Below are 26,477 nucleotides of genomic sequence, written 5' to 3'. Positions count from 1 at the left end.
CTGGCGGGGTGTTGTTTTGTTGCCGTGGCTCAAGGGGAGCCATTTCCATCTGTGGGGTTCAGCCCTGGGCCACTAATCTGTGGCCAGGGTTCAGAACTTACCGTTGAGACCCAGGCGGAAGGTGTCGTTGCGTTCGTCCGAGCCCAGGGCGGTCTTGTACGAGACGCCCAGTTGCCAGGCGCGTCCTAGGTTGAAGTCCACCCCCATGTCCAGGCTGGCGAAATCGCTGTCCAGGGCATCGGGTTTGAGCCGGTACAGGGTGCCTTCGTCGCCCTGGTCGGTGTAGCGCATCTTGTAGTCACTGCTGTTACTGAAGTTGTGGCCCCAGGCCAGGCCGACCTTGGGCGTGACCACACCGATAGGGGTCATCAGGTCGTAGCCCGAGCGCACGCCGAGGTAGGAGGTGAAGTTCTGCTGGCGCTGCTCGTCGTAGGACAGGCCATAAATACCACCGCCACTTTCACGGTAGGCGTCCAGGCGGGTGGTGCTGGCATTCAGGCGGCTGTAAGGGGTCAGCGACAACGGACCCTGGCGGTACTCGTAGCTGGCGGTCAGGGAGGCGAACAACTGGTCGGCATCCCGCGAGCCACGGGCATAGTCATCGGCACTGCCGGTGATGTAGCGGCGTGAGTCGAAGCTGATGCGGTTGTAGCCCAGCAGGCCGTCGACATACACCTGCGGGGCCAGGTTCAGGCTCAGGTAGGTGGCGATGCCGATGGCGTCCGCGTCGCTGCGGGTGTGGTTCTTGCCGATGTCACTGCGGTCGTTGCCGTAGCCGAAACCGATCCCGGCAACGGCCGTGGGCGACAGGCGATAGTCGACCCCGGCGCTCAGGCCCAGGGTGGTAAAGCTGTTGTCCCGGGCGCCCCGTGCGTGGGTCGAGCCGACGTTGACGAAGCCGTCGCTCCAGAACGCCAGGGCATCCTGTTGGCAATTGTCTTTGAGGGCGGCAGCGGCTTCGCGTTTTTCCTGCTCGGTCTGGTTGGCCGAGGCCCCCAGTTGGTCCTGGACGGCCTTGGCGATCTCGCCCAGCGGCACTTCGCGGCCTTCCTTGCGCAGGCTGGCGTTGAACGAATTGCGGTCGCAACTGATCTGGTGCAGTTGCTCCAGACGCCGGTTGAAGTTGTCCATCTGGGTGCTGGCAAAGCGTTCCGCGGCCCGGGTCTGGGCGTTGAGCAGGCCAATCACTTCGGCGTCCTTGGTGGGGTCCGAACGTTCCTGGATGGTGAAGGTGATGGTGCTCGAGGCGCTGGAGCCGCTGCCATTTTGCAGGCTGAAGCTGACGATCGCGGTGCCGGCGAAAGCGGCCGACGGTACGAAGCGCATCGAGAACGGGCCCATCATCCTCGCCTGGCCGGCCGAGGCCGGGGTGACCGAGCCCAGGACGGCCTGGGTGAATGGACCGCCGGTGGCGCCTTGGGTCAGGTCGACGGTGGCCGACTGGCCCGCAGCGAGGATCTGGCTGGAGGCGGGCACGCTGATTGCCACCGCGGCGATGGTGATCGAGTAGGCCTGGGAGCCGGTAGCGCCGTTGGCATCGGTGGCGGTGATGGTCAGGTTGGCAGTGCCGCTGGTGCTGGGCGTACCGCTGATCAAGCCGCTGGCGGTGTTCAGGCTCAGGCCCGCCGGCAGGCTGCCGCTGCTGATGCTGTAGCTGTAGGGTGCCGTGCCGCCGGAGACGCTGAGGGTCGCGCTGTAGGCACTGCCCGCGGTACCGGCGCCGAGGGAGGCTGGGGTCAGCACCAGGGTCGGCGCGCTGACGGTGATGGTCACCGTGGCCGGGCTGGAAGTGCCGCTGGCGTTGGTGGCGGTGTAGGTGAAGCTGTCGGCGCCGGAGAAGCCGGCGGTCGGGGTGTAGGTGATGCTGGTGCCGCTGGCGGTGGCGGTGCCATGGCTGGCTGCACTGGCCACGGCCACGCTGGTGGCCGCGCCGCCGCTGAGGTTGAGGGTGATCGGGTTGGCGCTGCTGTTGGCCGAGACCGTGGCGCTGACGGCGCCTGCCACCGGTGCCTGGGCGCCGATGGTGATGGAATAGGCCTGGGAGCCGGTGGCGCTGTTGGCATCAGTGGCGGTGATGGTCAGGTTGAAGGTGCCGCTGGCGCTCGGCGTACCGCTGATTGCACCGGTGCTGGTGTTCAGGCTCAGACCGGTTGGCAGAGTGCCGGCGGTGATGGCGTAGCTGTAGGGCGCGGCGCCGCCGGAAGCACTGAGACTGGCGTTGTAGGCCGTGCCGACAGTGCCGTTGCTCAGGGAGCCGGGGCTGAGGACGATGCTCGGCGCGCTGACGGTGATGGTCACCGTGGCCGGGCTGGAAGTGCCGCTGGCGTTGGTGGCGGTGTAGGTGAAACTGTCGGAACCGGAGAAACCGGCGGTCGGGGTGTAGGTGATGCTGGTGCCGCTGGCGGTGGCGGTGCCATGGCTGGCTGCACTGGCCACGGCGACACTGGTGGCAGCGCCACCGCTGAGGTTGAGAGTGATCGGGTTGGCGCTGCTGTTGGCCGCCACCGTGGCGCTGACGGCGCCTGCCACCGGTGCCTGGGCGCCGATGGTGATGGAGTAGGCCTGGGAGCCGGTGGCGCTGTTGGCGTCAGTGGCGGTGATGGTCAGGTTGAAGGTGCCGCTGGCGCTCGGCGTACCGCTGATTGCACCGGTGCTGGTGTTCAGGCTCAGACCGGTTGGCAGAGTGCCGGCGGTGATGGCGTAGCTGTAGGGCGCGGCGCCGCCGGAAGCACTGAGGCTGGCGCTGTAGGCCGTGCCGACGGTGCCGTTGCTCAGGGAGCCGGGGCTGAGGACGATGCTCGGCGCGCTGACGGTGATGGTCACCGTGGCCGGGCTGGAAGTGCCGCTGGCGTTGGTGGCGGTGTAGGTGAAGCTGTCGGAACCGGAGAAACCGGCAGTCGGGGTGTAGGTGATGCTGGTGCCGCTGGCGGTGGCGGTGCCATGGCTGGCTGCACTGGCCACGGCGACACTGGTGGCCGCGCCGCCGGTGATGTTCAAAGTGATCGGGTTGGCGCTGCTGTTGGCCGCGACGGTGGCGCTGACGGCGTTGGCAACCGGCGCCAGGCCGTTGATCACCAGACTGTAGGCGCGGGAACCGGTGGCGCTGTTGGCGTCAGTGGCGGTGACGGTCAGGTTGTTGGTGCCACTGGCGCTCGGCGTGCCGCTGATCACGCCTGTGCTGGTGTTCAGGCTCAGGCCGGCCGGCAAGCTGCCGGCGCTGATCGCGTAGGTGTACGGCGCGGTACCGCCGGTGGCGCTCAGGGTCTGGCTGTAGGCTGCGCCCTGGGTGCCGTCGGGCAGCGTCGTCGGCGTTATCGCCAGGGTCGGCGGGGTGACGGTGATGGTCACCGTGGCCGGGCTGGAAGTGCCGCTGGCGTTGGTGGCGGTGTAGGTAAAACTGTCGGAACCGGAGAAACCGGCGGTCGGGGTGTAGGTGATGCTGGTGCCGCTGGCGGTGGCGGTGCCATGGCTGGCCGCGCTGGCCACGGCGACGCTGGTGGCCGCGCCGCCGCTGAGGTTGAGGGTGATCGGGTTGGCGCTGCTGTTGGCCGCCACCGTGGCGCTGACGGCGCCTGCCACCGGTGCCTGGGCGCCGATGGTGATGGAGTAGGCCTGGGAGCCGGTGGCGCTGTTGGCGTCGGTGGCGGTGACGGTCAGGTTGAAGGTGCCGCTAGCGCTCGGCGTACCGCTGATTGCACCGGTGCTGGTGTTCAGGCTCAGGCCGGTTGGCAGAGTGCCGGCGGTGATGGCGTAGCTGTAGGGCGCGGCGCCGCCGGAAGCACTGAGGCTGGCGTTGTAGGCCGTGCCGACGGTGCCGTTGCTCAGGGAGCCGGGGCTCAGGACGATGCTCGGCGCGCTGACGGTGATGGTCACCGTGGCCGGGCTGGAAGTGCCGCTGGCGTTGGTGGCGGTGTAGGTGAAGCTGTCGGAACCGGAGAAACCGGCGGTCGGGGTGTAGGTGATGCTGGTGCCACTGGCGGTGGCGGTGCCATGGCTGGCCGCGCTGGCGACGGCGACACTGGTGGCAGCGCCGCCGGTGATGTTCAAAGTGATCGGGTTGGCGCTGCTGTTGGCCGCGACGGTGGCGCTGACGGCGTTGGCAACCGGCGCCAGGCCGTTGATCACCAGGCTGTAGGCGCGGGAACCGGTGGCGCTGTTGGCGTCAGTGGCGGTGACGGTCAGGTTGCTGGTACCACTGGCGCTCGGCGTGCCGCTGATCACGCCTGTGCTGGTGTTCAGGCTCAGGCCGGCCGGCAAGCTGCCGGCGCTGATCGCGTAGGTGTACGGCGCGGTACCGCCGGTGGCGCTCAGGGTCTGGCTGTAGGCTGCGCCCTGGGTGCCGTCGGGCAGCGTCGTCGGCGTTATCGCCAGGGTCGGCGGGGTGACGGTGATGGTCACCGTGGCCGGGCTGGAAGTGCCGCTGGTGTTGGTGGCGGTGTAGGTAAAACTGTCGGAACCGGAGAAACCGGCGGTCGGGGTGTAGGTGATGCTGGTGCCGCTGGCGGTGGCGGTGCCATGGCTGGCCGCGCTGGCCACGGCGACGCTGGTGGCCGCGCCGCCGCTGAGGCTTAGGGTGATCGGGTTGGCGCTGCTGTTGGCCGCCACCGTGGCGCTGACCGGGCCGACGGTAGGGGCCGGCACGGTGTAGGTATAGCCATTGGTCAGGGTGGCGCTGCCCCCCGGTGTGGTGACTGCAACGTTGACCGCACCTGCAGCATGGGCCGGGGTGGTGGCGGTGATGGTGGTGGCGTTGTTGACGATGTAACCGGTGGCGGCTGTCCCGCCAAAGCTCACCGCTGTGGCGCCGGTAAAATTGGTGCCGGTAAGGGTGACGGAGGTGGCGCCTGCGGTGCTGCCGGTGTTCGGGGTGACCGAGGTCAGGGTCGGAGTCGCGGAGCTGGTGACCAGCAGGTTGTAGGTGGCGACCCCGCCATCGTTGTTGCCGTCATTGAGGGTGATGCTGAAGGTGTAGTTACCGGCGGTGGTCGGGGTGCCGTGCAACACCGTGGTCGCGTTGCCGGGGGACGCATCGAGGATCAGGCCCGGTGGCAGGCAGGGGGTCACACCATCGTAGTCCGGATCGTTGGCGTCGCACTCCACCCAGCGGTCCAGGGGCATGGTGCCGCCGACAGAGCTGATGGTGATGCTCATGCTCTGACCCACCGCGATGGTGGGCAAGGTGCTGCCGGAGGCCGGGTTGGTGATCACGGGGGCAACCGCCATGGCCTGGCTGCTCATGCTCAGCATGACCAGCAACAGAAACAGTGAAATCAGCGGGCGTGTCAGCCAGTTACCTGGCGCGGTCAGCGGTGTTCTCATGAGGGCTTCCTGCCTTGCGACCGGTTTGAGGGTCGTGTCCAGCGTAAGTGTTAATAAAGGTCCAGCGGTTACAGCACGGCTACAGCCGGCCCCTTGGGGGGCAGGTATTACTTGATGCTCAGGGACTGTCGATCTCTTCCCGGGCGGCCATCCGCGCGGGACGCTGCATTTGGGTGTACAGGCCACTGTCGGCACCGGCCCGGAAGCCCAGCCGCTCATACAGCCGGCGGGCACGGCTGCCCTGTTCGACGCTCAGGCTGCAGCTCTGACGCTGGGCGTCGGCCTTGGCCAGTACCGTGCGCAGCAACTGGGTGCCGATGCCCCGGCCATGCCAGTCCGGTAGCAGGGCAATATCGACAATGCGCACATCGTCGGCCGCGTACTGCACACACAGGCGCCCGATCGGGCTGCCGGCCTGTTCGACGATCAGAAAGTCCGCGGCGGGAAAGTGTTTTTCATAATGCTGGCGTTGCAGCTCGGCCTGGGAGTGCAGGAAAGCCCGGCGCTGGGCGTCGTTCCAGCCAGGCACTGCACTGACTTCGGCCCAGCGGCGTGAGGCGTACAGCGCCTGGAGAAATCCCAGGTCATGGCTGTTCTGCTTGCGCAGTACAGCCACGTTGCCTGCCGGCAAATGGAGAGCGGTGATGTGAGTCATGAGCTTCTGATCGGGTACTCGCCATCCAGGCAGATGCAGTAGGACAGTGTCTGGAAGGGTTGCATGGTGTTGCGCAAGGCCGTCGACGTTGCGCCGCTACCGGTGTCGCCCACCGTGGTGGCCGCCAGTGTCTGGTTTGTCGCCGTTGGTGCGGTGTTGTTGTACAGGCGGACGTTGCGCGGTTGTGCCAGGTAGGCGGTGTTGTTGGGAATATCCAGAGCGGCCGCCGATTCGCTGCCGTCCTTGGCCAACACCTGATGGGTATGCGGGGCGAAGTTGCTGGCCACCATGGTTATCCGGTCGGCTCCCACGGCCGTGCCAACGGGCCTGTCGGTCAGCCCGGGGCCGGGCCCGGCCCCCATGGCCACGCGCCCGTTGAGATTGGGCAGATTGAAGTTCTGTCCGGGGGTGCCGCCATACAGGTTGCCAATCACCGAATAGAGGGCTGGATTCTGCTGGACGGTGATGAGCGAGCCATCGCAGTACGCCCAGTTTTGCGGGACGAAGTTGTAGGGGAACAGTCTGATTTCACCGGTAAAAGCGTCCATGATCGGTCATTCCAGATTGAGTGAGGGGGTCACTGCTGTCGGGTCGGATAGAGGCCGACCAGGCAAATGATGTAGTTGATCGCCAACGAACCCATCAGGTTGCTGTGGGGGGTCGTGGCGCCACCGCTCGGGGTCAGTGCCGAGTCGAGAAACTGCGGGTTCATCGCAACGGTGACGGATGTTCCGGTTCCTGCGCTGTACAGTCCGGTGATGATCCCCGCGCCCGGGAATTTGCCAAAGGTCATGCTATTGGCCGTTGCGGCTGGGGATGGGGTCGGCGACGTGGCATCTTGGGCGCTCACCATAAAGCCATGGGTGTGGGGGGCAGTGTTTTCCGGCCTCATGGTCACGGTTTCCACGCCAAACTTCTGCGTTAGTGTCCTTGGGGTCAGTCCGGTGCCGGCGCCTTGGCCCACGGGGAGCCGGCCACGGTAGTCCGGGAGACCGAAGTTGGTGCTGCCGTTGCCGCCGTACAGGGTGCCCAGTAACGAGTAGAGGACCTGGAAGTTGCTGATGGGCATCAGCGAACCGTCACAGAACGCCCAATTCTCTGGCGCATAGTTGCCGGCGAACATGCGGATTTCTCCGACGAAAGCTTCAGACATGTCAGTTTCCTTGCTTGAGGGTCTGTAGACAGCCGTTACTGGCGCGGCGGGTAGATGCCCGTCGTAGCGATGCAGAAATAGCCCACGATGGAGGGCTGCACATTCGGCATGGGCATGCCTGGCGTTGGGGTGACGGTCGCGCTGTTGAGGGCGATCAGAGTGCCGGTTGCCGGGGTATAGGTCGGTTTTGCCGGGACCCCCTTGGTGTTCGAGCTGACAGCGGGAATATTGCCGCCCGGGTCATCGTTGCCCGGATCGTTGGAGACGTGCGTGGCGTGGTTATGCTTTGCCACCGAGTTTTGCGGCATCGTCACGGTTTCGCTACCGCCTTTGGTGCCCAGCGCGTGCACATCCATGATCGGATCGACAGTGGAGGCCCTGTAGTTCTGCCCCAGAGCGACCCGGCCACGCAGATCCGGCAGGCCGAACGTCGTACTGCCGTCACCGCCATAGGTTCTGCCCAGCAAGGAAGCCAGCGCCACATGGGTGTTGATGGGTAGAACCTGGCCCTCGCAAGGGAGCCAACCCTCAGGTGCCCAACCCCAGGGGAACAAGCGAATTTCTCCGATAAAGGGATCCACGTTCTTATCTCCTTGAACAAGTTTTTGACGCCGGGAATCCGTCTCTTACTAATAGACTAGCAAGGGCGTAGGCGCACAATAAACAAAAGTGAATTTAGTGTGCAAATGTTATTTCAAGTTGTTTGGTGGTAATTAGCGGAGGGGGTGTCTATTAGCAGGTAGTTGACTATTTGGCTAAGAGATTTCAAGAGGGAAGTCTTTCACAGTGTTACTGGTTGTCGCTCGCTCTTGGTCGTTTGGTCCAACGGTGGCGGGGGGTGGGGCTGGCTGTTCAGCTTGGGGGGGGAGGCTTGCGAGTTCGGTTTGTCGGACTTGTAAGTTAATTGCTGAGGAACTAAGCGTGCTAACGATCTACGCCTAAAGTATCGATTGTCTAGTCTGGGGGTGGCGGATTTACAGCGCGCTTTAAGTGTGGCGGTAACATGTCTTAGTTACTGTTGTGGGGTGGTTATTCCCAAGTTGCCAACTAGGTTATTTTTTTTGGCGGGAACGGCGTGGTAAAGTTTTTTTACTCTAAGACCATGTTTTATTTGAAGTTGTTGTTTTTGACACCTGCGGGACGCCGCTCCCGGGGAGGAGCGGCGCGCCGTTACCGGCTTACAGCCCGGCGCTTTCTGCCGCTACGCTCTTGGGCTTGCCGTAATGCCATTCATAGACCACGAACTTGAAGTCCTTGAGGTCGCCTTTCTCGTCGAAGCTCAGGTCGCCGGTGGGGGTCTTGAAGGTGCCTTTGTGGATCGCCTCGGCGACTTTCTCCGGGTCTTCGCTCTTGGCTGCGGCGATGCCCCCGGCAATCACTTCCACGGCCGAGTAGGACGGCAGCACGAACGGGCCGCTGGGGTTTTCCTTCTTGGCTTCGAAGGCTTCCACCAGGGCCTTGTTGGCCGGGTCCTGGTCGAAGGACTTGGGCAGGGTCACCAGCATGCCTTCGGAGGCGTCCTTGGCGATCTGCGAGATCGAGTCGTTGCCTACGCCTTCAGGGCCCATGAAGCGCGCGGTCAGGCCCTTTTCCTTGGCCTGGCGCAGCAGCAGGCCCATTTCCGGGTGGTAGCCGCCGAAGTACACGAAATCGACATTGGCCTGCTTGAGCTTGGCCAGGATCGACGAGTAGTCGCGCTCGCCGACGTTGATGCCTTCGAACATCGCGACCTTGATGCCTTCCTTGCCGAGGATGTCCTTGACCGAGCTGGCGATGCCTTCACCGTACTGCTGCTTGTCGTGCAGCACCGCCACATTGGTCGGTTTCAGCTGGGCGATGTAGCGTGCCGCCGCCGGGCCCTGGGCGTTGTCCAGGCCGATGGTGCGGAACACCATCTTGTAGCCCCGGGCCGTCAGCTCCGGGCTGGTGGCCGCCGGGGTGATCATCACGATGCCTTCATCTTCGTAGATGTCGGACGCCGGCTGAGTGGAGCTGGAGCACAGGTGCCCGACCACGAACTTGACGCCGTCATTCACCACTTTGTTGGCCACGGCCACCGCTTGCTTGGGGTCGCAGGCATCGTCGTATTCCACGGCCACCAGTTGCTTGCCGTCGACGCCACCCTTGGCGTTGATCTGCTCGATGGCCATGCGCGCGCCGCTGAACTGCATGTCACCGTATTGCGCCACCGGGCCGGTCTTGGCCCCGGCGATGCCGATCCGGATGCTGTCGGCTGCCAGGGAATGGCAGGCGAGACCGGCAAGGATCATGGCGCTGAGCAGTTGGGTGGCTTTGTTATTGATACGACTCATATGTTGTTCCACTCCTGTGGGTAACGATTCAAAGGGTGTTGCGGGTGTTGCTTGGATGCATGATGCGCCGCAGGCAGCGGCGCATCGGCAACTCGGGGTTGTAGACCGGACAGCCCGGAACGGCGTTGACCCGGCTCAAGGAAGGGCCTTGCCGATCCTGGCCACCGCGTCGACGGCCGGTAGCGGCGCCGCGGGTTCGACACAGGCATCCAGGGCCTGGGCGAGATCGGCCAGCAGGTCGGCGATGTCTTCCAGGCCCACCGACAGGCGCACCAGGCCTTCGGCGATGCCGTGTTCGGCCCGTTCTTCCGGGGTGTAGGTGGAATGGGTCATGCTCGCCGGGTGCTGGGCCAGGGACTCGGCGTCCCCCAGGCTCACTGCGCGACTGAACAGTTGCAGGGCGTTCATGAAGCGGCTGCCGGTGGCCAGGCCGCCCTTGAGTTCAAAGGCGAGCATGCCGCCGGGCAATTTCATCTGCTGTTGCGCCAGGCCGTATTGCGCGAAGGACGGCAGGCCGGGGTAGGCGACCCACTGCACCCGCGGATGCTCTTGCAGGTACTCGGCGATGATCTGGGCGTTGCTACAGTGGCGCTCCATGCGCAGGGCCAGGGTCTTGAGGCCGCGCATCAGGAGAAAGGCGTCCTGCGGCGAAAGCACGGCGCCGGTGAGGTCCTTCAGGCCCTGCAGGCGAATGCGCTCCGCCAGGCTCTGGCGGGTGACCACGATACCGGCGGTGATGTCGCCGTGGCCGTTGAGGTATTTGGTCGCCGAATGCACCACCAGATCGGCCCCCAGCTCCAGTGGACGCTGCAGGTAAGGGGTGCAATAGGTGTTGTCCACGGCAAAGGTGATGCGCGGATGCTGGCGGGCGATTTCGGCCACGGCGGCAATGTCCACCAGTTGCATGTTGGGATTGGCCGGGGACTCGCAATAGATCATGCGTGTGGCCGGGCTGATGGCGGCCCGCAGGTTGCCCAGATCGCTCATGTCCACATGGCGCACCTTGACCCCGAACTCGGCCAGGCCGTGGTGCAGGAGCGCGAAGGTGCAGCCATACAAGGTCCGGCAGACGATGATTTCGTCGGTGGGGCGCAGCAGGGTCCACAAGGTGGCGGCAATGGCGCCCATGCCGGAACCGAAGGCCACTGCAGCTTCGCCATTTTCCAGGGCCGCCATGCGCGCTTCCAGCAACGCCAGGGTCGGGTTGCCGATGCGGGTGTAGAAGTAGCCGGGTTCTTCGCCGGCAAAGCAGCCAGCGCCATATTCGGTGGTGGCGAAGGTAAAGGTGGAGGTCAGGTAGATCGGCGGAATCAGCGCGCCCTGATGCTCCTGAGGGTTATAGCCGTGGTGGATGGCTCGGGTGGAAAAACCAAGGTCACTGTTTTTATTGTTCATGGTGAACACTCTCGGATTTTCCCTAATGCTATGCTCAAATCCGGCACAATAAATTCTAATCTGGCTCAAAAAAAAGCACTTGATTGGAATAAATCATCATAAAAACAAGATAAAGAGGCAAAACATGCCCCAGAGCCTGGATCGTACGGACAAAGCCCTGCTGATTGCCCTGCAAGACAATGCCCGGCTGACCAATGCCGAGCTGGCGGACAGCGTGGCCCTCACCACCTCGCCGTGCTGGCGCCGGGTCAAGTTGCTGGAAGAGAGCGGGGTGATCACCGGCTACCAGGCGATCCTCTCGCCCAAGGCGCTCGGCTATGGGGTCACTGCCTTTGTCAGCGTGATGATGGAGTCCCATTCCCGGGAGACGGCCCGGGCTTTCGAGCAGCGGCTGCTGGAAATCCCGGAAATCATCGCCTGCCACAACGTCTCCGGGCGCTATGACTTTCTTCTCGAGGTGCTGGCCAAGGACCTGGAGTCCTTCGGCGAATTTGCCCGAGAGGTGCTGCAGACCCTGCCGGCGGTAAAGGAAATCTACTCGAGCTTTTCCTTCAAGTCGGTGAAGCCGTTGCGGCAGATTCCGGTACAAGAGTAAGGGGGAGGTGCGGCCGTTTGGCGGCTATCGGCGGCGTCGTGGTTCGGCACTATCGCCAAGAGGCCGCGGCAACCGCGTCTGTCTGATTCGCAAGCAAGCCAGTGGCCTGCAACAGGCCCTCAGCGAAAGGGCACCGCGCAGCTCAAGGCTTCAAACCGAGCCATGGGCTGCGAGGTTGCAATACTGCCCTTTGAAATACAGCAATGGCTGCGCAGCCGCCGCTTGTTGCAGGTTCAACGCTTTCACTTCACCAATCACGATCAGGTGATCACCTGCGGCGTGTTCGGCGTGAATTTCACAATCCAGCCAATGCAGGCTGCCGGCAATGATCGGATTACCCAGCGGCGATTCCTGCCATTGGACGCCATGCCACTTGTCCGTGCCTTTGCGAGCGAACTGGTTGGAAATCCTGACCTGCTCACCGGACAGGATATTGACCGCGAATCGACCCGCCTGGCGAATCTTGGGATAGCTGGCCGAGCCGGACATGACGCTGAATGACACCAGTGGCGGGCTCATCGACACGCTATAAAACGACTGGCAGGTAAAACCGATCGGCTCGCCAGCAACCTGCGAGGTAATCACCGTGATACCGGATGCGTAGTGCCCGAGCGCTTCGCGAAAGCTCAATGGCTCGATAGCCGTTCTGGGAAGTGACATGGAGGGTCCTAAATATCGGGTGCTGCTCGAAAGTGTCGAGGAGGGCCTGAAGCAGCCCGGTAACTTTTTAATCCACTGCTTCAATCCTCCCGCACAGCATTTCCGGCTTCAGCTCAGCACGGGTTCGAGAGTTCTCTTCGGATAATGTCTGCACCAGCGCTTAACGCCTTTAGCTTGCCTCTTGCCACTCCACGAGCTAATGGCGCCATGCCACAGTTGGTGCATGGATAGAGTTTGTCGGCCTCTACGAACTGCAGTGCTTTGCGTAGGGTATTGGCCACTTCCTCTGGTGTTTCAATGGTGTTGGAGGCCACGTCAATGGCCCCGACCATCACTTTTTTGCCTCTGATGAGTTCAATGAGATCCATTGGGACATGAGAGTTGTGACATTCCAGCGAGACTATATCGATACTGGATTCTTGCAGCTTGGGGAAAGCCTCTTCATATTGTCGCCACTCTGATCCCAGAGTCTTTTTCCAATCTGTGTTGGCCTTGATGCCGTAGCCATAGCAAATATGGACCGCCGTTTCACACTTGAGGCCTTCAATGGCCCTTTCCAGGGTGGCCACTCCCCAATCATTCACCTCATCAAAGAAAACGTTAAAGGCGGGCTCATCAAACTGGATGATGTCCACACCGGCAGCCTCTAACTCTCGGGCTTCCTGATTGAGGATCTTGGCGAATTCCCAAGCCAGTTTTTCGCGACTTTTATAATGGCTGTCATAAAGCGTGTCGATCATGGTCATGGGGCCTGGCAGCGCCCATTTTATGGGTTGTTTGGTTTGCTGACGTAAAAACTTGGCATCTTCAACAAATACCGGTTTTTGCCGAGCAACAGCACCCACCACCGTTGGCACGCTCGCATCATAGCGATCACGAATTCTAACGGTTTCACGTTTTGCAAAATCAACGCCGCTGAGGTGTTCAATAAAGGTAGTGACAAAGTGTTGGCGCGTTTGTTCGCCATCACTGACGATATCAATACCGGCCTGTTGTTGTTCCTGCAGTGACAAACGTAAAGCATCGTGTTTGCCCTCGACCAATTCCTCGCCTTGCAACTTCCAGGGCGACCACAGTGTTTCAGGTTGTGCAAGCCAGGAGGGTTTGGGCAAGCTGCCGGCAGTTGAGGTGGGTAACAGTTTTTTCATCATCAATGGCCTTGTGATTTCAATGAGTCAAAGAGCGCAATGGGCGGACCACTGCTCAAGGATGGCCTGGTACGGCTTGATGAAGTTCTCCTCAACAAACTGCCCCTGCTCAATAGCCAGGCGGCTACGTTCCTCTCGGTCATAGACGATACGAGTCAGTGAGTAATCCTGGTGTTTCAGACTTGGTTGATAGGATTTTCCTGCCGCAGAATTGGCATTGTAGATTTCAGGGCGGTAAATCTTCTGGAAGGTGTCCATCGTGCTGATGGTGCTGATCAACTCAAGATTGGTGTAGTCACTGAGCAAGTCGCCGACGAAATAGAAAGCCAAAGGCGCAACGCTGTTTGCAGGCATGAAGTAGCGAACCTTCAATCCCATCTTCTTGAAGTACTCATCGGTTAAAGAATATTCATCCTGCTGGTATTCAAAGCCCAAGACAGGGTGCTGGTTCTCAGTCCGATGATAGGTTCGGCTGCTGGAAACACTGAGGCAAATAACCGGTGGTTTGTTAAAGTTTTCTTTGTAGGCGCTTGAGTGGATGAAGTGCTTGAACAGCTTTCCATGCAGCTCTCCAAAGTTGTCGGGAGTGCTGAATTCTGGCTGGTCCTTGTTGTGGTTCAATAACAGAACGCTAAAGTCATAATCTCGTACGTAAGAGGAGAAGTTGTTTCCGACAATGCCTTCCAGGCGTTCATTGGTCTTTCGGTCGAAAATGTTCGTTTTCAGTATTTCAATCAAAGGGATGGCGTTGCCACTGTTTTCAGTATCAATGTCCATTTCAACGGAAACGATTTCAAGTTCGACAGCGTAACGATCGCCTTTGGGGTTGTCCCAATGCGCCAAGGCATTGAAACGGTTGTCAATCATTTTCAACGTGTTGCGCAAGTTGTCTTGGCGGCTTTTGCCACGGGCCAAGTTAGCGAAATTGGTAGTGATACGGGTGTTTTCGGAGGGGTGATAATTTTCGTCGAAGCAAATGCTTTTGATGGTAAATGTAAGCTCTTTGTTCATGGCGTCCTGGTTTCCGAGATGGAACCTGAGTTTATTTATCGGTTCTCTGTACTTTCCAATGTTATTGCTAGGTTCTTTTGCTTAGTGGTGTTTCTAAGCTATCGATCATTGAGCTGCAGTTTATGCTGGGCTATTAATTGAGGGGTAATGAATTGATTTCACTGAGTCTTTAGTCACATTCATGATGTGCTGTTCATTCAGTTGTAGAAGGCTATTGCCCGCAGGACTCATTGATAGGCGAAACCAACAACTGAACGTGTGCGAGCTGGCGAGTGTGTGGAGAGCGCCATGCGCTTCCCGTTCATGTACCCGGCGCGTTCGCGTTTGCAGAACGGCGCCATCCCTGGCAAGCCAGCTGCTACCGGTGATCAGCCCGCCCCCAAAGCATTTTCCGCACACCGATGATTGACGTGGCAACAGCGGCTCCCTATTCTTTGTCGATCAACAAAGAATAGGGAGCAATTCGATGAAAACCCTCAAGGGCCCCAGCCTGCACCTGGCACAGTTCAGTGCCGATACCGCCCCCTTCAACAGCCTGCCGGGCATTGCCCAGTGGGCTGCTGATCTGGGTTTCAAGGCACTGCAGATTCCTGCCTGGGATGCGCGTCTGTTCGACGTCGCCACCGCGGCGGACAGCCAGGATTACTGCGATGACCTCAAGGGCCAGCTGGCGCAAAAGGGTCTGGTGATCAGTGAGCTGACCAGCCATATCTTCGGCCAGCTGGTGGCGGTGCATCCGGCCTACGACGCAATGTGCGACAACTTCGCGCCCCAGGCGCTGCGGGGCAATCCCCAAGCCAGAACGGCCTGGGCCATAGAGCAGATGAAGCTGGCGGCCAAGGCTTCGCGCCGCCTGGGGCTCGGTGACATGGGCACCTTTTCCGGGTCCCTGGCCTGGCCTTATCTGTTTCCCTTTCCGCAACGTCCAGAGGGTTTGATCGAAGCCGCTTTCGAGGAGCTGGCGCGACGCTGGCGGCCGATCCTCGATGTGTGCGACGAGCAGGGGGTCAACCTGTGCTACGAGATCCATCCCAGCGAGGACCTGCACGATGGCACCAGCTTCGAACGCTTCTATGAATTGGTCGACCGTCACCCGCGCTGCAACATCCTCTTCGACCCCAGCCATTTCGTGCTGCAGCAGTTGGACTACCTGAGTTACCTGGACATCTACCACGAGCGCATCCGCATGTTTCACGTCAAGGATGCCGAGTTCAATCCCAGCGGCCGCCAGGGCATCTACGGCGGCTACAGCTCCTGGGTCGAGCGGGCCGGGCGCTTCCGTTCCCTGGGCGACGGCCAGGTCGACTTCAAGGGGATCTTTGCCAAGCTGGCGCAATACGACTACCCGGGCTGGGCGACCCTGGAGTGGGAGTGCTGCCTCAAGGATCAGGAGGACGGCGCCCGGGAAGGTGTCGAGTTCATCAACCGCCACATGATCCAGGTCACCGAGCGGATCTTCGACGACTTCGCCGGGGCCGGGATCGACCGCCAACAGATCAACCGCATGCTCGGCATTGCCTGAACCCTTCATCAAGAGAACCCCCATGACTGCATTCACCGACAACACCCAGGCCGACACTGGCGGCCTGACCCATCGCTATGTGCGCATCGACGGCCAGCGCATCCACTGTGTCAGCGCCGGCACGGGCCGGCCGGTGCTGCTGATTCCCGGCTGGCCGCAGACCTGGTACGCCTGGCGCGAAGTAATCCAGGCCCTGGCTGCCCGGGGCTTCCAGGCCATTGCCGTGGACCCGCCGGGCAGCGGCCACTCCGACCGCCCGGAGCAGGGCTACGACACCGGCCATGTGGCCGGGGTGCTGCACCAGGTGATGGGGCAGTTGGGCTTCGAACGCTACAGCGTGGTCGGCCACGACGTCGGCATGTGGATCGCCTACGCCCTGGCCAGCGATCATCCGCAGGCGGTGGAGCGCCTGGCGCTGACCGAAGCAGTGATCCCGGGACTGGCGGCGGCGCCGCCGATCTTCGTCGCGCCAGAGCAGAACATCTTTCTCTGGCACTTCATGTTCAACCAGCTGCGGGATTTGCCCGAAGCCTTGATCGCCGGACGCGAGCGGGCCTACCTGAATTACATCTTCGATCACTGGTCCCATCGCCGCGAGGCGGTGGCCGCCGAGGTCTATATCGAGGCCTACGCCGCGCCGGGCGGCCTGCGTGCGGGTTTTGCCTACTACCGGGCGATTCCCGAGACCGTGCGCCAGAATCAGTTGCGCGCGCAGCGGCCGCTGGCAATGCCGGTGCTGGCCATCGGCGCCGAGCACGCCACCAACGATGCGCCCTTGCTGACCCTGCAGGGCCACGCCACGGATCTGCGCGGCGCCATCGTGCCCGACTGCGGGCACTTCATCATGGAAGAGGCGCCGGAGGAGTTCCTCGCTCACCTGCTGCCCTTTCTTCAGGAGGGCGCCGACTGAAGAAAGGGCAGGCGGTCCCGGGCCATGGAAAATGGCCGGGGCCGGTGCAAATCTAATATCATTTCGTCGCGGCGCCTTGCGCCAACCCACTGACCGGCCCCTGCCGGTCAGTTTCCTTGTCCTGACGAGATACCCGACCCCCATGGCTGGAAGACCCCGCGAATTCGATCGCAACCAGGCGTTGCGCCAAGCGCTCGAGCTGTTCTGGGCCCGTGGATTTGAAACCACCTCCATGGCCGATCTGGTGGCGGCCCTGGGGATCGCCTCGGCGCGGATCTACGCCGCCTTCGGTTCCAAGGAGGCGCTGTTTCGCGAGGCCATCGAACTCTATGAAAGCCACGAGGGCGGTTTTGCCGACCAGGCCCTGGGCGAAGCCAGCGCCTATGTCGCCATCGAGCGCATGCTCAAGGAGGCGGTGGCGCTCTACACCCGGGCCGGTCATCCCCAGGGCTGCATGGTGGTGTCCTCGGCGGTGAACTGCTCCAGCGACAATGACGGCGTGCGTGAGTGGCTGGCCGAGCATCGCCGGGCCCGTACCGCGAGCATCATCCAGCGCCTGGAAGCGGCGGTGCAGTCCGGCGAACTGCCGGCACACACCGATGCAACTTCCCTGGGGGATTATTACTCTACGGTGCTGCACGGGCTGTCGGTACAGGCCCGGGACGGGGTCACCCAGGCGCGCCTGCTCAAAGGGGTGGCGCTGGCCATGACGGTCTTCGAGGCGGCGCAGGGCAACTGACCAGGCGCCTGCCAGCCTGTGTCGCGCAAAAAAACAAGCAGCGACACCGCGCGCCAGCTGCGCAAGCGGGCAGCCCCCGGTCATGGTTCCTGGCCCGGGTTGTGCATTTTTATCGGGTCCTGGACCTGTTCGATCATCGATAGAGTATTACGACCCGCCCATGAGCAACTCCGCGGCTACACCTCAAGGTAACTGGCAGCCGGTCATCGCGTTGGCGCTGGCGGCCTTTGTCTTCAACACGACGGAATTCGTGCCGGTGGGGCTGCTCAGCGCCATCGGCGCCAGCTTCGACCTGCCTACCGCGCGGGTCGGGCTGATGCTGACCATCTACGCCTGGATCGTGTCCCTGACCTCGCTGCCGGTGATGCTGCTGACCCGCAACGTCGAGCGGCGCCGGTTGCTCACGGTGCTGTTCGGGCTGTTCATCGTCAGCCATGTGCTGTCCAGCCTGGCCAACAGCTTCGGCCTGTTGATGCTCAGCCGCATCGGCGTGGCGCTGGCCCATGCCCTGTTCTGGTCCATCACCGCGTCACTGGCGGTGCGCCTGGCGCCGCCGGGCAAGCAAGTGCAGGCCCTGGGCCTGCTGGCCACCGGCACTTCCCTGGCCATGGTCCTGGGCATTCCCCTGGGGCGCCTGCTGGGCGAGGCCCTGGGCTGGCGTACCACCTTCGGCGTGATCGCGGCCATGGCCGGCTTGCTGGTGCTGTGGTTGATCCGCACCTTGCCGCTGCTGCCCAGTCAGAACTCCGGCTCCCTGCGCAGCCTGCCGCTGCTGTTCAAACGCCCGGCGCTGGTGGCGATCTATGGGCTGACGGCCCTGGTGGTCACCGCGCAGTTCACCGCCTACAGCTACATCGAGCCGTTCATCAAGGTAGCGGCGGGCCTGGGGGGCGATGTGGTGACCCTGATCCTGCTGGTGTTTGGCGGTGCCGGGATCATCGGCTCGCTGTTGTTCAGCTGGTTGCACCGCCACAGTCCCCAGGGCTTCCTGCTGACGGCGGTGACCCTGCTGGCGCTGTGCCTGAGCCTGCTGCTGCCCCTCAACGGCCATGTCTGGTCCCTGGTGGCGCTGAGCGTGGTCTGGGGCATGGCGATCATGGGCTTCGGCCTGGCCCTGCAATCCAAGGTGCTGGTGCTGGCGTCGGACGCCACCGACGTGGCGATGGCGATGTTCTCCGGGATCTACAACATCGGCATCGGCGGTGGTGCGTTGCTCGGCAGCTGGGTCGGCGGACAGTTGGGTTTTGCCTATGTCGGGCTGGCGGGCGGCGCCCTGGCGGGCCTGGCCTTGCTGCTCTACAGCCTGGCCCTGCGGCGCATGGCCCGCAGCAACGTGTAGCCGCTGCCGCAGGCTGCGAGCGGACGGCATTGTGACCTGGCAGACGCGGCGATCTTGAGGCCGATAGAGGTTCGGCGGGAGATTGCCAGGCAAGGTCCTGCGGACCTTTTCGCAGCCTCGCCACAGGCTCGGCAGCGGCTACAGGGACCGCGTTGCCTTTGTCATGTGTAGCCGCTGCTGAGCCCCGGCGAAGCTGCGAAAAGGCCCTGCGGGCCTTGCTTGGCGATCGACCACCGAACCTGTTTTGTCTTGCAGATCTTTGCGAGCGCTATGTCGGAATGCCGCCCAAGCCGGTCGCCCGCCAAGGTCAGCGGCGTCGGGCCTCAGGCCAGCACGCCACCAGCAACAACAGCAACGCCGCCAGCAGGTAGGGCAGGCGCGGCTCCACCGCGTAGATCAGGGTGCCCGCCAAGGGCCCGACCACCACCCCCAGGCCCTGGGCGGCACCGACGGAACCGGCGGTGGCGCCTTGCTCGGCAGCGTCCACTGCGTTGCTGGCCAGGGCAGCGAAGGAGGGGAAGATCCAGCCCATGCCGGCGGCCGAGACAAAGAACCCCAGCCACAGCACCCAGGCGTGAGCGGCGAGGATGCTCGCGGCAAAGCCCATTGCAGCCACCAGGGCGCCGACGCGGATCATCCGCAGTGGCGGCCACTCCAGCTTGCGCACCAGCAGTTGCGAGGCAATCAACGCCAGCCCCACCAGGGTCAGGGCGACACCGGCGGTCTGCGCCGCCTCCGCCGGACCCATGCCCAGGCGGTCGAGGGCGAAGAAGCCGACGGTGATCTGCGCCATGGCCACGCACAGCATCGAGACGAACGCCACCAGCAGCGGCCGGCGCAGGCGCGGGTCCGTCAGGCTCACCGACTTGGGCGGTTGCTTGAGGTGCAGCTCCTGACGCGGCAGCCGCGCCTTGAGGAAGGCGAAGCCCAGCAGCGGCAGCAGCGCCAGCACATAGAACGGCAGGCTCAGGCTGTAGCGGGCCAGCAGCGCGGCAATCGCCGGGCCCAGGACCAGGCCGCAAGCGTTGGCCGCCCCCAGCGAGGCCATGGCCCGGGCCCGGTGCTCGGGCTCGATGTTGTCGGCGATCAGCGCGTAGCCGCCCACTGGAATCGCCGCGTAGAACACCCCGATCAGACCGCGTCCCAACAGCAGCCCGGCAAAGGCCAGGATGGCCGAGGGCAGGGCGTGCAGCGCCAGGTCGATGAAGAGGCTCAGGGCGAGAAAGGCCAGGGTGAAGCCGCCGGTGCCCAGCAGCAGGATCTGCCGTCGGCCCAGGCGGTCACTGGCCCGGCCCCAGGGCCGGGCCAGGAGCATCCAGATCACCCCGGAGACGGTCACCGCCATGCCTGCTTGCCAGGTGGCCAGGCCAAGAATCCGTGCGATGGGACCGATCAGCGAGACAAAGGCCATCATCGCCATGGTGCAGGCCAGGTTGGCCACCAACAGCGGACGCAGGTCGAAGGCCGGGGCGGCCTGGGGCGTGTCCAGGGTGTCGAGGGGCAACTGTTGTGAGTGGGTCATGGTTTATCCCAGGGCTGAGTGAAAGGGCAGGCGGCTGTCGACCATCACCAGCGGTCGACCGCGCACCTGTTCCAGGCGCCCGTCGACGCCATAGACGTCGCGCAGCAGCTGTTGGTTGATCACCTCCAGGGCCGGTCCGGCGGCGGCCAGACGGCCGTTGTGCAGGACCACCACCTGCTGGCTGAAACCCAGGGCCAGGTTGATGTCGTGGACCACCACCAGGGTGATCAACTGGCGTTCGCGGGTGGCCCGGGTAATGGCCTCCACCACCTGGCACTGGTGGTACAGGTCCAGGGCGCTGGTGGGTTCGTCCAGCAGCAGTACCCGAGGCTGGCGCACCAGGGCCTGGGCCAGCCCCACCAACTGGCGCTGGCCGCCGGAGAGGGCATCGATGGGACGGTCGGCCAGGGCGGTGAGGTCCAGGTCCCGGAGCACCTGTTCGACCCCGTGCAGCACCGCGGCGCTGGGTCGGCCGGGGGCGAAGCCGGCACCGCGATGCCCGGCCATGGCCGCGCTGAGCACCGCTTCGAAGGCGCACAGGCGCGTGCGTTCCGGCAGGCTCTGGGGCAGGTAGACGATGTGCTGCGCGCGCTCGACCTGGGGCAGGCGGTTGAGGTCGACGCCATCGAGCAGCACCTGCCCGGTGGTTTTCTGCAACCCGGCGATGCCCCGCAGCAGGGTCGATTTGCCCGCCGCGTTGGGGCCGATCAGCGCGGTCAGGGTGCCGGGGGCCAGGGGCGGCAGGCTCACGTCGCGCAGTACCTGGTGGCTGCCGTAATGCATGTTCAGGCCGGCTGTGCACAGCCCTGGTGTGGAGGGGGCGTTAAGGCTCACAGGACACCTCGGCGGTTGCGCATGACGATGGCCATGAAAAACGGAATGCCCACCAGGGCGGTGACGATGCCGACCGGCACCAGCACCCCGGGGATCAGGGCCTTGCTGGCGATGGAGGCCATGGACAGGATCAGCCCGCCGCTGAGCACGCTGGCCGGCAGGAACAGCCGATGGTCCTCGCCCACCAGCAGCCGGGCGATGTGCGGGGCGATCAGGCCGATAAAGCCGATGGTGCCGACAAAGGACACCGCCAGGGCCGACAGCAGGCTGATGCGCAGCAGCGCCAGCAGACGCAGGCGACCGACGTCGATGCCGAAGCTGCGGGCCCGTTCCTCGCCCAGGGTCAGGGCGGTCAGGGCCCAGCTCTGGCGCAGGGAAAACGGCAGGCACAGCAACAGCGCTACGGCCAGCACCGCAAGTTTTTCCCAGGAGGCCCGGGCCAGGCTGCCCAGGGTCCAGAACACCAGTTGCTGCAGGCTGTCCTGGGTGGCGACGAATTGCAGCAGGGCCACCAGGGCGTTGAAGGCGAACACCAGGGCGATGCCGAACAGCACCAGGCTTTCCACGCCGAAGCCACGCCAGCGCGCCAGCAGGTAGAGCAAGGCCACCGAGGCCAGGGCAAACAGGAAGGCATTGGCCGAGATCAGGTACTGCGCCGGCACCCCGGGAAGGCCCAGGCCCAGGACAATGGCCAGGGCCGCGCCAAAGGCTGCGGCGGCGGACACGCCGAGGGTGAAGGGGCTGGCCAGGGGGTTGTCGAGCACGGTCTGCATCTCCGCTCCGGCCAGGGCCAGGGCGGCCCCCACCAGCACCGCCATCAGGGCGTAGGGCAGGCGCACGTTCCACACGATCACCGCTTCGACCCGGGGCATCGAGCCCGGGTCCCAGAGCACCTGCAGCAGGCGCGAGAGGCTCATGCCCGAAGGCCCGGTGGTGATGTCCAGGGCCAGGGACAGCAGCAAGGCCAGGGCCAGAGCGGACAACAGCAGCACCCGGCGGCCATGGCGTCTTTGGTAATGCCCTGAGGCAACGCGCTCCTGCACGTCGGTGGCAGCCTGGGTCATGGTTGCAGGCTCGTAGCGAACACGCCGCTGGCGGGAATCGGCATGAAGCGCTGGTACAGCTCGCGGCGGGTCTGGTCCGGGTCCAGGTCCTTGAACAGCTCCGGGTGCAGCCACTTGGCCAGGGCCTGGACCGCGATCAGGTGCTCCGGCGAGTCATAGAAAATGTGCCACAGGCCGTGCACATTGCCCTCGCGCACTGCTCGCAGCTCGTTCAGCGGCGGGCGCTGGGCGGCCTGGCGCAGGCTGTCCCGAGCCTGTTGCAGGGTGGCGGAATAACCCAGGGTCACGCCGCCCTGGCCGGCAGCGAACACCCCGGTGGCCACGTACACATCCGGATCGCTGGAAAGGATGTACTCCACGTTGAGCACGCCAATGGGCCCGGGAATGCGCCCGTCGGCGATGTTGCGCCCGCCCGCCAGCTTGATCATTTCGCCGAAGTTGCCGGTGCCCGGGGAGCCGCAGCAATCCTGCAAGCCGGCGAGCATGTCGACGAAGATCTTCGGCTGCGGGAGCTTGCCGGCCTTGGCCAGGGTGTCGCTGACCCGGGCCAGGGACTGCTGGTAGAAGGCGATGAACGCCTCGGCCTGCTGTTCACGGCCCAGGGCCTGGCCCAGCAGGCGCATGCTGGGCACGGTGTTGCTCAGGGGATGGTCGCTGAAGTCGACGAAGATCACCGCCACCCCAGCCGCTTCCAGCTGCTTCACCGCTTCGCTGTCGGGGCTCGGCCCGTGGCCGCCGCTCAGGGCCATGATCGCCAGGTCCGGGTGCACCGCCAGGGCCTTTTCGACGCTGAAGGTTTCGGCGGACGTGCCGCCTACCAGCGGCACCTTGTCCGCCTCGGGGAAAGCCTTGTGGTAGGCCTCGTAGCCCTGCACGTCGAGGCCACGAAAGTCCCCTTGCCAACCGGCGAGACGGGCGAAGGGATTCTGGCCTTCGAGCAGCGACAGGGAATAGATCATCCGGCCTTCCCCCAGGAGGATGTGTTCGACCTTGTCCGGCACCTGGACCTGGCGTCCGGCCAGATCGGTGAGGGTCGCGGCGCTGGCCGTGGCGGCCCACAGCAGGCCCAGGGGCAGCAGGCCGAGCAAGAGCCCGCGCTGGGCGCGGCGCAAGAAATCACGGTGTGTCATGTAAGGTTTCCTTGAACGATTGAACGGCCCGGCGAGCGACGCGCTTGCGCCACCACAACAACAGGCCGGTGATGTACAGCAGGGGTAACGAAATACCGCAGAGAAAAGCCAGCCAGGCGCCGGGTGTGCCCAGCAGCAAATGCCCGTGGGCGGCGGAGAACAGCGGCTTGACCGCCATCGGCGTGGCTGTGAGCCAGCCAAACAGCTCCGGGCGCGCGAGCCAGGCACCGCTGGCGGCGATCAGCAGCAGGGGCAGGCACAACCACGCGGCGGCGAGGTTGTGCCATTCGCGCAGGCGCCGGGTGCCCTGGCTGCCGGGGCGCAGGCTGGCGGCTTTCCACCAGCTGCGGCGGCCCGGCCACCACAGGTACAGGCCGCTGCCCAGGGAGCCCAGCAGCACCAGGCCGCACACCAGCACCAGGGTCGAGCCCAAGGCCTGCGGCAACAGCAGGCTGCGGTGCAGCGCCACCAGCTTGGCCAGCCACAGGTCCTCGAAGACGAAGAAGCCCCGGGGCGCGCCGTTGTAGGGATCGATCATGGCGATGCCGGTGCCGGGACGCTCCTTGAGGGCACCGAAGACGATCACGTTGTCCGATTCGAGAAAGCCCTGGCGCGGAGGGGCTGCGCCGAAGACTTTGTGCAACTGCGGGTAGGCGTCGGAGGCGGCCTTGATCCAGGCGTCCTGTTCCAGCCGCGTGCCGTGCTCGCCGGGGGCCAGTTGCAGCATCGTTGCACCGACCTCCCAGCGCAGGATCGGGCCCTTGAGCTCCAGCAAGGCGCCGCTCAGGCCCAGTAGCGCCAGGAGCAGCCCCAGGCTCAGGGCCAGCCAGCGATGCAGCCGCAGCCAGAGTTCACGCATGGGCAGCATCGGCGGCTTACCAGCGGTAGCGCAGGCTGGCGATGACGCTGCGGTCATAACCGGCGCTGCAATTGGTCAGCGAGCAGCCTTCGTAGTAGCGCTTGTCGGTGAGGTTGGTGGCGTTCACCGCCAGGCGCAGGCCCTTGGCCGCCGGGATCAGCTTGTCGAAGTCGTAGTGCACCGCCGCGTCCAGCAGGGTGTAGGAGGGCACGCTGACGGTGTTGGCGGCATCGGCTTGGGTAGACCCGATGTAGCGCACGCCGGCACCAAAGCCGAGGCCGCCGAGCGGGCCTTCGGGCAGGGTGTAGTCGGCCCACAGCGAGGCCATCTTTTCCGGAGTGTCGGTGGGGCGCTGGCCTTTCTCCAGCGGGTTGTTGCTCTTGCTCACCTCGGCGTCGTTGTAGGTCAGCGCCGCCAGCAGGTCCAGGCCCCGGGCCAGGCTGGCCTTGCCTTCAAGCTCGATGCCGCGCACGTTCACCTCGCCGGTCTGCAGGGTGTTCAGGCGTTGGGCCGGGTCGGCGGTCTTGACGTTTTCCTGGGTCAGGTCAAACAGCGACAGGGTGATGTAGCTGTCGATCCCCGGTGGCTGGTACTTGACCCCCACTTCCGATTGCTTGGCGCTGGTGGGCTTGTACGGCGTGCCGTAGAAGTTGGTGCCCAGTACCGGGTCGAAGGACGTGGAGTAGCTGATGTACGGCGCCAGGCCGTTGTCCGCCAGGTACACCAGGCCGGTGCGGTAGGTGAACTTCTCGTCGTTCTGCTTGCTGCCGCTGTCGTTCATGCGGTTATCGGTACGGGCGCTGGAGCGGTCCTGGCGGCCACCGACGCTGAGCACCCAATGCTCGTCGAAGGTGAACTGCTGCTGGGCGTAGACCCCGACCTGATCGGCGCGCTGCACGGTGTTGGTGAACGGCGTGTTGGGGTTGAACACGCCGCCATGCACCGGGTTGTAGATGTCGATGGACGAGGCAGCGCCGCCGCGCAGGTAGTAGTCCTCGCGGGTGCGCCGGTAGTCGACCCCCAAAAGCGACACCATGTGCGTATTGCCCAGGTTCCAGCGGGCCTGGAGGTTGTTGTCCAGGGAGTAGGTGTCGCCGACGATGCGGAAGCGATAGGCATCGCGTTTCAACGTGCGCAGATCGGGCTCCAGGGCTCTGCCGCTGGCGGTGTTGGTCAGCAGGTTGACGTGGCCGTAGCGGGCGCTGGAATTGAGGCTCCAGACATCGTTCAGACGCTGCTCCAGCAAGTAGCCCAGTGAGTACTGGGTGCGGTCGTTGTCCAGCCCCGGTTCATCGAGGAAGACGTTGTGCTTGAGCTTGCCATTGGGGTTGCCGAGCAGGGTACCTTGGGCCGGCAGGGACACCCTGGGCGCGCCGAACGCATCCTGGGTGTAGTCGGCCAGCAGGGTCAGGCGGGTGTCGTCGTTGGGCTTCCAGGTGAAGGAGGGCGCGAAGTACTGCTTGTCGTCCTTGATGTGCTCGAACTGGGTGCCGCTGTCACGTTCCAGGCCCACCAGGCGGTAGAGGAACTGCCCCTCATCGTCCAGCGGGCCGCTGAAGTCGAACTGGCCCTGGGCCCGATCGAAGCTGCCGCCCTGGATCTGCACTTCATGGTAGGGCTGCTCCAGCGGTCGCTTGCTGATCTGGTTGACCACGCCTCCGGGCGAGTTCTGGCCGAACAGCACCGAGGCCGGGCCCTTGAGCACATCGATGCGTTCCAGGCCATAGGCTTCGACCTTGGGCCAGGCCTGGGCGGTGTTGCCCTTGAGGCCATCGCGGAGCATGCCGGTGGTGACGTCGAAACCGCGGATCGAGATGGTGTCGAAGCGCTGGCTGGCGGCGGTGGTATTGGCCTGCACCCCGGCGGTGTAGCGCAGCGCCTCGTTCACCGACTGCACCTGCTGGGCATCCATCTGGTCGCGGGTGACCACGGAAATCGACTGGGGAATCTCACTCAACGAGGCATCGGTCTTGGTCCCGCTGAGGCTGCGCTTGGCCACGTAGCCGCTTTGCTGGCCAGTAGGGGAGTCGACCTGGGTGGCGCTGATCACGCTGGTATCCAGGGTCAGCGGCTGCTGCGGCTCGCGCTCGGCGTCCGCGGCCAGCGCGCTACCGGCCTGGGTTAACGACAGGCCCAGGGCCAGGCCGTGGATCAGGCACGCCAGCGGACTGCGGCGCAGGGGCGGGCGAGGAACTGCAGAATCGACTGGCCAACCTGAGGTGTTTCGGTGCGCAACGCTGGTGCCCATGCTTCACTCCGTGATGGGGATTAAATGAGAATGCAAACGTATCTCATTTGTGAGCATGGGTT

The 26,477-nt window shown here is 63.9% G+C and carries 21 protein-coding genes; 5 read left to right on the top strand and 16 right to left on the bottom strand.

The window, feature by feature from the left end:
- Positions 1 to 90: 90 nt before the first annotated feature.
- The 7 genes from WIN67_RS18370 to WIN67_RS18340 form a co-directional block, all read right to left on the bottom strand.
- Positions 91 to 5,319 carry a putative Ig domain-containing protein gene (locus tag WIN67_RS18370; RefSeq protein ID WP_339069800.1) on the bottom strand — a complete coding sequence of 1,743 codons (5,229 nt, stop codon included), beginning with the start codon at positions 5,317 to 5,319 and terminating at the stop codon, positions 91 to 93.
- 118 nt (positions 5,320 to 5,437) lie between these two features.
- A complete protein-coding gene (locus WIN67_RS18365; RefSeq protein WP_102880190.1) occupies positions 5,438 to 5,974 on the bottom strand; it encodes a GNAT family N-acetyltransferase in 537 nt (178 codons plus the stop codon).
- The gene (locus tag WIN67_RS18360) at positions 5,971 to 6,522 is read right to left on the bottom strand and encodes a phage tail protein (RefSeq protein ID WP_102880191.1); all 552 of its coding nucleotides are present in this window, start codon (positions 6,520 to 6,522) and stop codon (positions 5,971 to 5,973) included. The genes WIN67_RS18365 and WIN67_RS18360 overlap by 4 nt, the downstream gene beginning before the upstream one ends.
- Positions 6,523 to 6,551: 29 nt before the next feature.
- Positions 6,552 to 7,127, bottom strand: coding sequence for a phage tail protein (locus tag WIN67_RS18355; protein ID WP_339069799.1), 576 nt, complete (start codon positions 7,125 to 7,127; stop codon positions 6,552 to 6,554).
- A gap of 35 nt (positions 7,128 to 7,162) precedes the next feature.
- Positions 7,163 to 7,708, bottom strand: a complete 546-nt coding sequence (locus WIN67_RS18350) for a phage tail protein (protein ID WP_102880193.1) — start codon at positions 7,706 to 7,708, stop codon at positions 7,163 to 7,165.
- 597 nt (positions 7,709 to 8,305) lie between these two features.
- Positions 8,306 to 9,439 carry a branched-chain amino acid ABC transporter substrate-binding protein gene (locus tag WIN67_RS18345; RefSeq protein ID WP_102863086.1) on the bottom strand — a complete coding sequence of 378 codons (1,134 nt, stop codon included), beginning with the start codon at positions 9,437 to 9,439 and terminating at the stop codon, positions 8,306 to 8,308.
- 135 nt (positions 9,440 to 9,574) lie between these two features.
- Entirely contained in the window at positions 9,575 to 10,834 is a 1,260-nt protein-coding gene (locus WIN67_RS18340; RefSeq protein ID WP_339069798.1) for a methionine gamma-lyase, read from the bottom strand.
- A gap of 124 nt (positions 10,835 to 10,958) precedes the next feature.
- Here WIN67_RS18340 and WIN67_RS18335 point away from each other — a divergent pair, with 124 nt between their 5' ends.
- A complete protein-coding gene (locus tag WIN67_RS18335; protein ID WP_102863087.1) occupies positions 10,959 to 11,429 on the top strand; it encodes an Lrp/AsnC family transcriptional regulator in 471 nt (156 codons plus the stop codon).
- Positions 11,430 to 11,579: 150 nt separating this feature from the next.
- On the opposite strand, the gene WIN67_RS18330 is transcribed toward WIN67_RS18335, so the two are convergent.
- The 3 genes from WIN67_RS18330 to WIN67_RS18320 all read right to left on the bottom strand — a co-directional run bounded on the left by WIN67_RS18330 (position 11,580) and on the right by WIN67_RS18320 (position 14,248).
- On the bottom strand, positions 11,580 to 12,089 hold the full coding sequence (locus WIN67_RS18330; RefSeq protein ID WP_110596527.1) for a flavin reductase family protein: 510 nt from the start codon (positions 12,087 to 12,089) through the stop codon (positions 11,580 to 11,582).
- A 113-nt stretch (positions 12,090 to 12,202) separates the two neighbouring features.
- Positions 12,203 to 13,237 (bottom strand): methionine synthase, encoded by a 1,035-nt coding sequence (locus WIN67_RS18325; protein WP_339069797.1) that lies wholly within the window; start codon positions 13,235 to 13,237, stop codon positions 12,203 to 12,205.
- A 27-nt stretch (positions 13,238 to 13,264) separates the two neighbouring features.
- Positions 13,265 to 14,248, bottom strand: a complete 984-nt coding sequence (locus tag WIN67_RS18320) for a DUF1852 domain-containing protein (RefSeq protein WP_339069796.1) — start codon at positions 14,246 to 14,248, stop codon at positions 13,265 to 13,267.
- 466 nt (positions 14,249 to 14,714) lie between these two features.
- Between WIN67_RS18320 and WIN67_RS18315 the strand changes: the two genes are divergently transcribed.
- The 4 genes from WIN67_RS18315 to WIN67_RS18300 all read left to right on the top strand — a co-directional run bounded on the left by WIN67_RS18315 (position 14,715) and on the right by WIN67_RS18300 (position 18,758).
- A complete protein-coding gene (locus tag WIN67_RS18315) occupies positions 14,715 to 15,770 on the top strand; it encodes a sugar phosphate isomerase/epimerase family protein (RefSeq protein ID WP_102880198.1) in 1,056 nt (351 codons plus the stop codon).
- A gap of 22 nt (positions 15,771 to 15,792) precedes the next feature.
- The gene (locus tag WIN67_RS18310) at positions 15,793 to 16,680 is read left to right on the top strand and encodes an alpha/beta fold hydrolase (protein WP_110596531.1); all 888 of its coding nucleotides are present in this window, start codon (positions 15,793 to 15,795) and stop codon (positions 16,678 to 16,680) included.
- Between the two features lie 142 nt (positions 16,681 to 16,822).
- On the top strand, positions 16,823 to 17,419 hold the full coding sequence (locus WIN67_RS18305; protein ID WP_102863093.1) for a TetR/AcrR family transcriptional regulator: 597 nt from the start codon (positions 16,823 to 16,825) through the stop codon (positions 17,417 to 17,419).
- A gap of 160 nt (positions 17,420 to 17,579) precedes the next feature.
- Entirely contained in the window at positions 17,580 to 18,758 is a 1,179-nt protein-coding gene (locus WIN67_RS18300) for a sugar transporter (protein ID WP_102863094.1), read from the top strand.
- A 307-nt stretch (positions 18,759 to 19,065) separates the two neighbouring features.
- Here the strand turns inward: WIN67_RS18300 and WIN67_RS18295 are convergent, their stop codons facing one another.
- Genes WIN67_RS18295 through WIN67_RS18270 form a run of 6 tightly spaced genes read right to left on the bottom strand, consistent with a single transcriptional unit; the run spans position 19,066 to position 26,415 of the window.
- Positions 19,066 to 20,280 carry an MFS transporter gene (locus WIN67_RS18295; protein WP_110596534.1) on the bottom strand — a complete coding sequence of 405 codons (1,215 nt, stop codon included), beginning with the start codon at positions 20,278 to 20,280 and terminating at the stop codon, positions 19,066 to 19,068.
- Positions 20,281 to 20,283: 3 nt separating this feature from the next.
- Complete coding sequence (locus tag WIN67_RS18290) at positions 20,284 to 21,114, bottom strand: ABC transporter ATP-binding protein (protein ID WP_422394622.1); 831 nt, start codon at positions 21,112 to 21,114, stop codon at positions 20,284 to 20,286.
- Entirely contained in the window at positions 21,111 to 22,178 is a 1,068-nt protein-coding gene (locus WIN67_RS18285) for an iron ABC transporter permease (protein WP_339069795.1), read from the bottom strand. Before WIN67_RS18285 ends, WIN67_RS18290 begins: the two co-directional genes overlap by 4 nt.
- The gene (locus WIN67_RS18280) at positions 22,175 to 23,308 is read right to left on the bottom strand and encodes an ABC transporter substrate-binding protein (RefSeq protein ID WP_339069794.1); all 1,134 of its coding nucleotides are present in this window, start codon (positions 23,306 to 23,308) and stop codon (positions 22,175 to 22,177) included. The genes WIN67_RS18285 and WIN67_RS18280 overlap by 4 nt, the downstream gene beginning before the upstream one ends.
- On the bottom strand, positions 23,295 to 24,167 hold the full coding sequence (locus WIN67_RS18275) for a PepSY domain-containing protein (protein WP_273923374.1): 873 nt from the start codon (positions 24,165 to 24,167) through the stop codon (positions 23,295 to 23,297). Before WIN67_RS18275 ends, WIN67_RS18280 begins: the two co-directional genes overlap by 14 nt.
- Before the next feature lie 16 nt (positions 24,168 to 24,183).
- On the bottom strand, positions 24,184 to 26,415 hold the full coding sequence (locus WIN67_RS18270; RefSeq protein ID WP_339069792.1) for a TonB-dependent siderophore receptor: 2,232 nt from the start codon (positions 26,413 to 26,415) through the stop codon (positions 24,184 to 24,186).
- Positions 26,416 to 26,477: the final 62 nt, after the last annotated feature.

The organism is Pseudomonas idahonensis, from assembly GCF_037903935.1.
Lineage (GTDB): Bacteria > Pseudomonadota > Gammaproteobacteria > Pseudomonadales > Pseudomonadaceae > Aquipseudomonas > Aquipseudomonas danubii.
The sequence above is the reverse complement of the archived record's forward strand: the minus strand, read 5'-3'. Positions and strand labels throughout refer to the sequence as shown.

Excerpts from the sequence above, each read along its gene's own strand:
- WIN67_RS18370 (WP_339069800.1), bottom strand. The coding sequence starts at position 5,319 with ATGAGAACACCGCTGACCGCGCCAGGTAACTGGCTGACACGCCCGCTG.
- WIN67_RS18365 (WP_102880190.1), bottom strand. The coding sequence starts at position 5,974 with ATGACTCACATCACCGCTCTCCATTTGCCGGCAGGCAACGTGGCTGTA.
- WIN67_RS18360 (WP_102880191.1), bottom strand. The coding sequence starts at position 6,522 with ATGGACGCTTTTACCGGTGAAATCAGACTGTTCCCCTACAACTTCGTC.
- WIN67_RS18355 (WP_339069799.1), bottom strand. The coding sequence starts at position 7,127 with ATGTCTGAAGCTTTCGTCGGAGAAATCCGCATGTTCGCCGGCAACTAT.
- WIN67_RS18345 (WP_102863086.1), bottom strand. The coding sequence starts at position 9,439 with ATGAGTCGTATCAATAACAAAGCCACCCAACTGCTCAGCGCCATGATC.
- WIN67_RS18340 (WP_339069798.1), bottom strand. The coding sequence starts at position 10,834 with ATGAACAATAAAAACAGTGACCTTGGTTTTTCCACCCGAGCCATCCAC.
- WIN67_RS18335 (WP_102863087.1), top strand. The coding sequence starts at position 10,959 with ATGCCCCAGAGCCTGGATCGTACGGACAAAGCCCTGCTGATTGCCCTG.
- WIN67_RS18330 (WP_110596527.1), bottom strand. The coding sequence starts at position 12,089 with ATGTCACTTCCCAGAACGGCTATCGAGCCATTGAGCTTTCGCGAAGCG.
- WIN67_RS18325 (WP_339069797.1), bottom strand. The coding sequence starts at position 13,237 with ATGAAAAAACTGTTACCCACCTCAACTGCCGGCAGCTTGCCCAAACCC.
- WIN67_RS18320 (WP_339069796.1), bottom strand. The coding sequence starts at position 14,248 with ATGAACAAAGAGCTTACATTTACCATCAAAAGCATTTGCTTCGACGAA.
- WIN67_RS18315 (WP_102880198.1), top strand. The coding sequence starts at position 14,715 with ATGAAAACCCTCAAGGGCCCCAGCCTGCACCTGGCACAGTTCAGTGCC.
- WIN67_RS18310 (WP_110596531.1), top strand. The coding sequence starts at position 15,793 with ATGACTGCATTCACCGACAACACCCAGGCCGACACTGGCGGCCTGACC.
- WIN67_RS18305 (WP_102863093.1), top strand. The coding sequence starts at position 16,823 with ATGGCTGGAAGACCCCGCGAATTCGATCGCAACCAGGCGTTGCGCCAA.
- WIN67_RS18300 (WP_102863094.1), top strand. The coding sequence starts at position 17,580 with ATGAGCAACTCCGCGGCTACACCTCAAGGTAACTGGCAGCCGGTCATC.
- WIN67_RS18295 (WP_110596534.1), bottom strand. The coding sequence starts at position 20,280 with ATGACCCACTCACAACAGTTGCCCCTCGACACCCTGGACACGCCCCAG.
- WIN67_RS18285 (WP_339069795.1), bottom strand. The coding sequence starts at position 22,178 with ATGACCCAGGCTGCCACCGACGTGCAGGAGCGCGTTGCCTCAGGGCAT.
- WIN67_RS18280 (WP_339069794.1), bottom strand. The coding sequence starts at position 23,308 with ATGACACACCGTGATTTCTTGCGCCGCGCCCAGCGCGGGCTCTTGCTC.
- WIN67_RS18275 (WP_273923374.1), bottom strand. The coding sequence starts at position 24,167 with ATGCGTGAACTCTGGCTGCGGCTGCATCGCTGGCTGGCCCTGAGCCTG.
- WIN67_RS18270 (WP_339069792.1), bottom strand. The coding sequence starts at position 26,415 with ATGGGCACCAGCGTTGCGCACCGAAACACCTCAGGTTGGCCAGTCGAT.